General features: G+C 65.3%; 8 protein-coding genes and 1 pseudogene. 6 read left to right on the forward strand and 3 right to left on the reverse strand.

Annotation, left to right across the window (positions count from 1 at the left end; all coding sequences use genetic code 11):
- From MOV74_RS25405 to MOV74_RS25415, 3 genes are all read right to left on the reverse strand, one after another.
- The coding region (locus tag MOV74_RS25405; RefSeq protein WP_246928942.1) for an ATP-binding protein at positions 1 to 1240 on the reverse strand (1240 nt) is incomplete at its 3' end.
- Positions 1241 to 1332: 92 nt separating this feature from the next.
- A complete protein-coding gene (locus MOV74_RS25410) occupies positions 1333 to 1998 on the reverse strand; it encodes a response regulator transcription factor (RefSeq protein ID WP_246928945.1) in 666 nt (221 codons plus the stop codon).
- Between the two features lie 230 nt (positions 1999 to 2228).
- On the reverse strand, positions 2229 to 2384 hold the full coding sequence (locus MOV74_RS25415) for a hypothetical protein (RefSeq protein WP_167406553.1): 156 nt from the start codon (positions 2382 to 2384) through the stop codon (positions 2229 to 2231).
- Positions 2385 to 2619: 235 nt separating this feature from the next.
- Between MOV74_RS25415 and MOV74_RS25420 the strand changes: the two genes are divergently transcribed.
- The 6 genes and pseudogenes from MOV74_RS25420 to MOV74_RS25445 form a co-directional block, all read left to right on the forward strand.
- On the forward strand, positions 2620 to 3615 hold the full coding sequence (locus tag MOV74_RS25420; protein WP_246928948.1) for a Ku protein: 996 nt from the start codon (positions 2620 to 2622) through the stop codon (positions 3613 to 3615).
- Positions 3616 to 3673: 58 nt separating this feature from the next.
- Positions 3674 to 3910 carry a hypothetical protein gene (locus tag MOV74_RS25425; RefSeq protein ID WP_246928956.1) on the forward strand — a complete coding sequence of 79 codons (237 nt, stop codon included), beginning with the start codon at positions 3674 to 3676 and terminating at the stop codon, positions 3908 to 3910.
- A gap of 281 nt (positions 3911 to 4191) precedes the next feature.
- Entirely contained in the window at positions 4192 to 4356 is a 165-nt protein-coding gene (locus tag MOV74_RS25430; RefSeq protein WP_246928962.1) for a Flp family type IVb pilin, read from the forward strand.
- 152 nt (positions 4357 to 4508) lie between these two features.
- Complete coding sequence (locus MOV74_RS25435; RefSeq protein WP_246928964.1) at positions 4509 to 4664, forward strand: hypothetical protein; 156 nt, start codon at positions 4509 to 4511, stop codon at positions 4662 to 4664.
- A 3-nt stretch (positions 4665 to 4667) separates the two neighbouring features.
- Positions 4668 to 4949, forward strand: a pseudogene (locus MOV74_RS25440) (thymidine phosphorylase); the annotation flags it as partial.
- A gap of 327 nt (positions 4950 to 5276) precedes the next feature.
- A partial coding sequence (locus MOV74_RS25445; protein WP_246928966.1) for a calcium-binding protein occupies positions 5277 to 7881 on the forward strand: 2605 nt, incomplete at its 3' end.

Raw genomic sequence — 7881 nt, forward strand, 5'->3', positions numbered from 1 at the left:
GCCGCTGGCCGCGCCGGGAGACCTGGGCGCGCTCGGCCTCTGAGAGACCGCGGCCGTCGTCGTCGACGATGATGCGCAGACGCGGGCCCGCCCCCGCCTTGTGCGGCGTCTCCACCAGGACCTCGATGAAGACGCGCTGGGCCGCCCATTTGCAGGCATTGTCGACGAGATTGCCGACCATCTCCTCCAGATCCTGGCGCTCGCCGCGAAATTTTGCCGACGGATCGGCCTTGGCTTCGACCACGATGCCGCGATCGCGATGGATCTTCTCCATGGTCCGCCGCAGCGCCTCGATGGCAGGCGCCACCTCCGTCACGGTCGCGACCACGGAGACCCGCGCGGCGATGCGCGCGCGCTCCAGATGGTGGGCGACCTGGTCGCGCATCACATCCGCCTGCTCCATCACCTTGGCCGCGAAGGGATCGGCGACGTGGGCGCCGGCCTCGTTGACGATGACCGAGAGCGGCGTCTTGATCGCATGGGCGAGATTGCCGACATGGGTGCGCGCGCGCTCCACGATCTCGCGATTGGCATCGATCAGGGCGTTGGTCTCGCGCGCCAATGGCGCGATCTCGACCGGGAATTCGCCCTCGAGCCGCTCCGCCCGCCCGGAGCGGATGTCGGCGATGGATTCGGAGATGCGTTTGAGCGGCGCCAGGCCGAAACGGACCTGGAATACGGTCGTCAGCAGCAGCACGATGCCGAGCGCCGTGAAGGTGCCGCCGAGATAATAGTCGAAGCTGCGCGTCTCGTCGAAAATCTCGGTGTCGTCGCCGGCGACGCTGACCAGAAACTTGCCGTCGGCGCCGAGATCGACGGGACGTTCGACCATGCGCAAATTCTGTCCCTCGGGCCCGTCGACATAAGCGAGCCGAATGCCGGCGGCGGTGAGCTCGGTGCCCTGCTCCTCCAGCTTTGGCAGCTTCTTGTCCCAGAGCGAGCGCGAGGAGCGCACTTCCGGCTTTTCGGTGTCGGTCCGCGTGATTTGCCAATACCAGCCCGACAGCGGCAGCTCGAACAGGGGCTCGCCAAGCGATTGGAACTGACGGTCCGGCGGCTCGTCGGGGGTCGCGACCTCGGCGATGAGGGTGCGGAGATAGAGATTGAGCCGGCGGTCGAAGGCGCGCTCGGTGGCGCTCTTGTAGACCGACGACAGCACCACGCCGGTGATGGCCAGGATTACCACGAGCCAGGCGGTCGCCGAGAGGAACAGGCGGTTCGCAAGCGAACTAGCGCGCATCGGAATGATCCCGGGAGGCGCAGGATGGCGGGGCGTCAGAGCTCATGTCCGGACCAAGGCCCCTGTCGGGCTGCCCGTCAAGCCCGAACGCGTCAGGCGGCCGGCGGGGTCAGGAGATAGCCGAGGCCGCGGACGGTCTGGATGATGTCGACGTCGAGCTTCTTGCGGATGCGGCCGACGAAGACTTCGATGGTGTTGGAGTCGCGGTCGAAATCCTGGTCGTAGAGGTGCTCGACCAGCTCGGTGCGCGAGACCACGCGCCCGGAATGGTGCATCAGGTAGGCCAGAAGCCGATATTCGTGCGAGGTCATCTTGATCGGATTGCCGGAGACGCTGACCCGGCCGGTCCGGGTGTCGAGGGTAACAGGGCCGCAGCTGAGTTCGCTCTGGGCATGGCCGGTCGAGCGGCGCAGCAGCGCGCGGATGCGCGCCAGCACCTCCTCGAGGTGGAACGGTTTGGGGACATAGTCGTCGGCGCCGGCGTCGAAGCCCTGCACCTTGTCGCTCCAGCGGTCGCGCGCGGTGAGGATCAGGACCGGCATGGTACGGCCATTGCGGCGCCAGGCCTCCAGCACCGAGATGCCGTCCTTCTTCGGCAGGCCGATGTCGAGCACGACGGCATCATACGGCTCGTTGTCGCCGAGATAATGCCCCTCCTCGCCGTCGAAGGCGCGATCGACGACATAGCCGGCGTCCGTCAGCGCCTTGGTGAGCTGGCGATTGAGATCGGGGTCGTCCTCAACAACGAGCAGGCGCACGCTTCTCTCCAGACATAGGCCGCATCAACACTGCACCAGATGAGCAATTCCGGCGTGAACCCAATATGAACGCCGGGAACCGGCCGCGTTACTTTTTGGTCATATACGATGAGTCTGCAGCCAACGCGACTGCGCCCGCCCTGCGACCGGACGAGCCGGCAGCAGGGCGGGCGCAATGTGCCGCATACCGCGGCGCGCCGGAAGGTCCGCCCTTCCCGTGAATTCAGCCGTCAGGTCCGGAAGAACACGAACCAGACGACGGCGAGGATCAGGATCGCAAGTCCGGTCGAGATGGCGAGCAGCGCCGCCACCGAAGGCCCAGGCTCGCCCTGACGCGCCTCGGTCGGAGTTTCCACGATCTGATGCTGCTCTCGCGTGGTTGCCATGATGACCTCAATCTCTGGATGTCGCTTTCGATAGCCACGACCTCCTCGCAGCCGATGTCCGAAGCCAACGCGTGATTGGATATGATGTTCCGGCTTTTGCGCTCGGATCGGGGCAGCGGCAGCAGGCCCGGCGGCCGGTTAACGCAGTTGCAAGATTCAGCAACCGACCTTGCTTTGATTCGTTGTTCCCCGATGGTATCCTAGTCGTCTGTCCCTGTTGCGTTTGGAGTAGCCCATGGCCCCCCGCGCCAATTGGAAGGGTTTTCTGCGTCTGTCGCTCGTGACCTGTCCGGTCGCGCTCTATCCGGCCACTTCGGATACTGAGAAGGTCTCCTTCAACCAGATCAACCGCAAGACCGGCCACCGGATCAAGTACCTCAAGGTCGACGCCGAGACCGGTGACGAGGTGACCTCCGAGGACATCGTCAAGGGCTACAAGGTCGACACCGACACCTATATCGAGGTCACCAAGGACGAGCTCGACGACATCGCGCTCGATTCCACCCACACGATCGACATCGACGAGTTCGTACCGAAGGCCGACATCGACAATCGCTATCTGATCCGCCCCTATTATCTCGTGCCGGACGGCAAGGTCGGCCACGACGCCTATGCCGTGATCCGCGAGACCATCCGCAGCATGGACAAGGTCGCGATCGGCCGCGTGGTGCTGACCAACCGCGAGCACATCATCGCGCTCGAGCCGCTCGAGAGCGGGCTGATGGGCACGCTGCTGCGCTATCCCTACGAGGTCCGCAGCGAGCAGGAATATTTCGACGACATCCAGGACGTGAAGCTGACCAGGGACATGCTCGACCTCGCAAAACACATCGTCGAGAAGAAGTCCGGTGCGTTCGAGCCCGAGCTGTTCGAGGACCATTACGAGACCGCCCTGATCGATCTGATCAACAAGAAGCGCAGCGGGATGCCGATCGCAGCCAAGGTCACGCCAAAGAGCGGCGGCAACGTCATCAATTTGATGGACGCGCTGAAGAAGAGCATCGCGAACGAAAAGGACGCAGCGCCCGCGGCGAAGGTGGCCAAGGAGACCGCCAAGGACACCAGCAAGGCAAAGAAGCCGAAGAAGCGCGTCGAGGGCCAGCGCGAGATGCTGCTGCCGATATCAGGCAAAGGCGGCAAGGACGCTGCGGCGAAGACGGCGAAGGAGGCCCCGAAGAAGGCCGCCGACAAGCCAGTGCGTGCGCCGGCGCGGGCGAAGAAGGCAGGCTGACAGCATCGCATCTGCAATCACGCCGTGATGTCACTCCTCGCGGATCGGGCGGCCTGACATGCCCTGGTCGACGGCGTTCGACGATCCCGTTCGCGTGGACAACAAACGCGAGCTGCTCACGCTTCAACAGGCGGCGGACTACATCATGCACCTGCCCGAGGACGCCCAGCACGAGGCACACTGGCAGACCGCCATCGAGACCTTGATCAAGGCCGCCGAGACGGGCGGCGGCTGGATGATGTTCGCCCGCATCGCCATGTTGCGCGCGCTGAACGCGGGTGGCCGGCGCGGATGAGCGACGGCCGGAAAACAGCCTCAACAATCCGTTAAGCGGCACCCCTCCCCGGTGCGGCGAGCGGCTCCTGGCGCGCTTCACCGCCCCTGCCGGCGAGGGTCCGCCGATTTGAATCCATTTGGACGCACCGATGGAACCTTAATTTAATGGATGCCGTCGTATGAGCGGAGGCGCGCTCGCCCGGGCTTAATTCTTTTGGCGCGCATAAAGACTTATTCGATCTATTTACGAGTCCGACGACGACGCGACCATACGTTGGATCGGATGAACAGGAGTTGGCAATGCGTTTGCTTAGGTCGTTCCTTGCCGATGAGAATGCAGCAACCGCGATCGAGTACGGCCTGATTGCCGCGGGGATCGCGCTCGCGATCGTCACCATCGTGAACAGCACGGGCGGCGCACTGCTCAACAACAAGTTCAATTCGATCGACGCCGCCGTGAAGTAACCGGCCGACCCGGCCGGATGCCCCCATCCGGCATCAGCGACATCGCCATCGCGCGCAGGCCTGCCGGTCGCGCCGGCCATGATCTGGGTCAACAGCACTGGCATCGCGACAGCTAAGCATGGAGGCCGAGTTTCCTCCCTGCCGGCCTGTCCATGCATCCAGACCTCCCGCACTCCCAGCTGGAAATCCGCCGCATCCGGCTCGACACCGGCCGCGAGAACGTCGTCGTCGTCTCCAGGCAGTCCAAGGCGCTGCGCGCCGAGATCTTCCGCGGCTTCAGCCGCGTCGAGCTTCGCCAGGGCGACTAGGTCCTGCTGGCGACGTTGCTGATCACGGACGACGATACGCTGGTGGCGCAGGACGAGATCGGTCTCTCCGAACCCGCGTTCCGGCGCTTTGCGCAGGCCGCCGGCACGCTGGTCACGGTCAGGCCCGCCGCGCCTCCGGAGAGCCTGGAGGCGGTGCGCGCCAAGATCCACGGGCGAACGCTGAGCCAGGCGGAGATCGGCGCGATCATCACCGACCTCGCGCATTATCGCTACTCCGACATGGAGATCGCAGCCTTCCTGATCGGTACGGCGAGCTTCATCACAAACCCGAACTTCTGTAAATTCGAATATTTTTGCGAAGGGCCCTCGACCCAGCGCTGGCGTGTTTTGCCCGTCGGGCAACACAGCGCTTAGTAGGCAGCATCGGCCGAGCCGCAGCGAAACACGGCTGCGTGAACTGCCGTTTCGCCCTGGCTTCCCGAAAATCAAGCGGCTCTCAAGAAAACCAGGAGCCCGTCCGAAGGCTTCAGCCAAGCTGGAACTGCCATCCGGGCCTACAGACGAGATCGTCTGCCGTTCGCCCCGGCATCGCGAAAAGCGTCACGATCCCGCCGCACGGCCTATTTCGATCACGTCAAGCGAGAAGCACACATGGCTGTCACAGCGAATTTTTCCGCCGGAATCCTCACCGTCCTGGGCAACGGCCACAACAACGCGGTTACGTTGGGCCGCAATGCAGCCGGGACGATCGTCGTCAACGGCGGCGCGGTCGCGGTCAAAGGCGGCCCCGCCACGGTCGTCAACACCAAGTTGATCCAGGCCTTCGGCCAGGACGGCAACGACATCATCACGATCGACGAGAGCAACGGCGCGATGCCTGCGGCGAACCTGTTCGGCGGCGCCGGCAACGATGGGCTGACTGGCGGATCCGGCGGCGACATGCTGTTCGGCCAGTCCGGCAACGACACGCTGCTCGGCAAGGGCGGCAACGACCTGCTGTTCGGTGGCTCCGGCAACGACGTGCTCATCGGCGGCGACGGCAGCGACCAGATGTTCGGCGAGGCCGGCAACGACCGCATGATCTGGAATCCCGGCGACGACAGCGACCTGATGGAAGGCGGCGAAGGCATCGACACCGCCGAGGTGAACGGCGGCAATGGCGGCGAGACCTTCGCCATCACGGCCAATGGCTCGCGCGTGCGCTTCGACCGCGCCGATCCGGCACCGTTCTTCCTGGACATCGGCACCACCGAGAACCTCGTGCTCAACGCCAGGGGTGGCGACGACGTCATCAGCGCCGCCGGCAATCTCGCTGCGCTGATCACGCTGACGATCGACGGCGGGACCGGCAACGACACAATCCTCGGCGGCAATGGCGCGGACCACCTGCTGGGCGGCGAGGGCAACGATTTCATCGACGGCAACCAGGGCAACGACACCGCCCTGCTGGGCGCCGGCAACGACACCTTTCAGTGGGACCCGGGCGACGGCAGCGACAAGGTCGACGGACAGGCCGGAACCGACACATTGCTGTTCAACGGCTCGAACATCGGCGAGGACATCACCCTGTCCGCCGCCAGTGGCGGACGCACGCAGCTCGCCCGCAATGTCGGCGCCATCACGATGGACCTCGACAGCATCGAAACCATCACCATCAATGCGCGCGGCGGTAGCGACAACATCGTCGTCAACAATCTGGCCGGAACCGATGTCAGGCAGGTCAATATAGATCTCGGATCAGCCGGCGCCGGCGACGGTGCGGCCGACACGGTGACGCTGGTGGGCACGAACGGCGCCAACGCGATTGAGGTGTCCGGCTCGGGCACCTCGGTTGCGGTCGCGGGACTGCCCGCCGCTGTCGTCATCACCAATGCGGAAGGCGCGAACGATGCGCTCCTCGTCGAAGGCCTCGGCGGCAACGACACGATCTCGGCGGCCGCGCTGGCGGCCGGACTCGTGCACCTGACGATCGACGGCGGCGCCGGCAACGATAGTATCCTCGGCAGCGGTGGCAGCGACACGCTGATCGGCGGCGACGGCAATGATTTCATCGACGGCAACCAGGGCAACGACACCGCCCTGCTGGGCGCCGGCAACGATATCTTCGAGTGGAATCCCGGCGACGGCAGCGACACCGTCGAGGGCGGCGCCGGCGTCGACACACTGCGGTTTTTCGGCGCCAGCATTGCCGAGACCATGTCCGTCGTGGCGAACGGAGATCGCGCGCTGTTGACGCGCGATGTCGCCAACATCACGATGGACCTGCACGGCGTCGAGCACGTCGATATCCATGCGCTGGGCGGCGCCGACCATATCAACGTGGGCGATCTGACCGGGACCGACGTGACGCGGGTGAACATCGACCTCGGCGGTTCGACCGGAACGCCCGACGGCGCCGTGGATAGCGTTTCGGCCGATGCCACCCAGGGAGCCGACACGTTCGGCGTCAGTGGCAATGCCGGCGGCGTGACCGTGTTCGGCCTGCATGCGGCCACCCACCTGACCTCCATGGACGGGGCCGATCAGCTGACGCTCAATGGCCTCGGCGGCGACGACGTCATCGACGCCAGCGGGCTTGCTGGCGGCGTGCTGCAACTGACGATCAACGGCGGAACCGGCAACGACACCATCCGCGGCAGTCAGGGCGACGACCTCATCAACGGCGGCGACGGCAACGACGTCGCGCTGATGGGCGCGGGCAACGACACGTTCGTCTGGAATCCGGGCGACGACAACGACACGATCGAGGGCCAGGCCGGCAGCGACACCCTGCTGTTCAACGGCGCCAATATCGCCGAAACCATCAACATCTTCGCGAGCGGCGCGCGCGCCGAGCTGACGCGAGACGTCGCCGCCATCACGATGGACACGCACGGCGTCGAGACGATCGCGTTCAATGCCCGCGGCGGCGCCGACAAGATCATCGTCGGTGACATGAGCGGCACCGACGTGACGCAGGTGAAAATCGATCTCGGCGCCGTCCCCGGCACCGCGGGCGGCGACGGCGCGGCCGACAACATCACAATCGACGGCACCGGCGGCGACGACGTCATCACGCTGTCGCTCAACAGCCACGGCGCGCTCGTGATCGACGGCCTGGCCAGCCAGGTCGTGATCGAGAATTTCGACTTCAACGACACCATCACCATCAATGGCCTCGGCGGCGACGACGTGATCGCGGCGTCGGGCGTCGGCCTGGGCGGGCCGCACCTGGTTTTCGACGGCGGCGCCGGTGACGACGTGCTCATCGGCAGCG

Source organism: Bradyrhizobium sp. SHOUNA76, assembly GCF_023006445.1.
Taxonomy (GTDB): Bacteria; Pseudomonadota; Alphaproteobacteria; order Rhizobiales; family Xanthobacteraceae; genus Bradyrhizobium.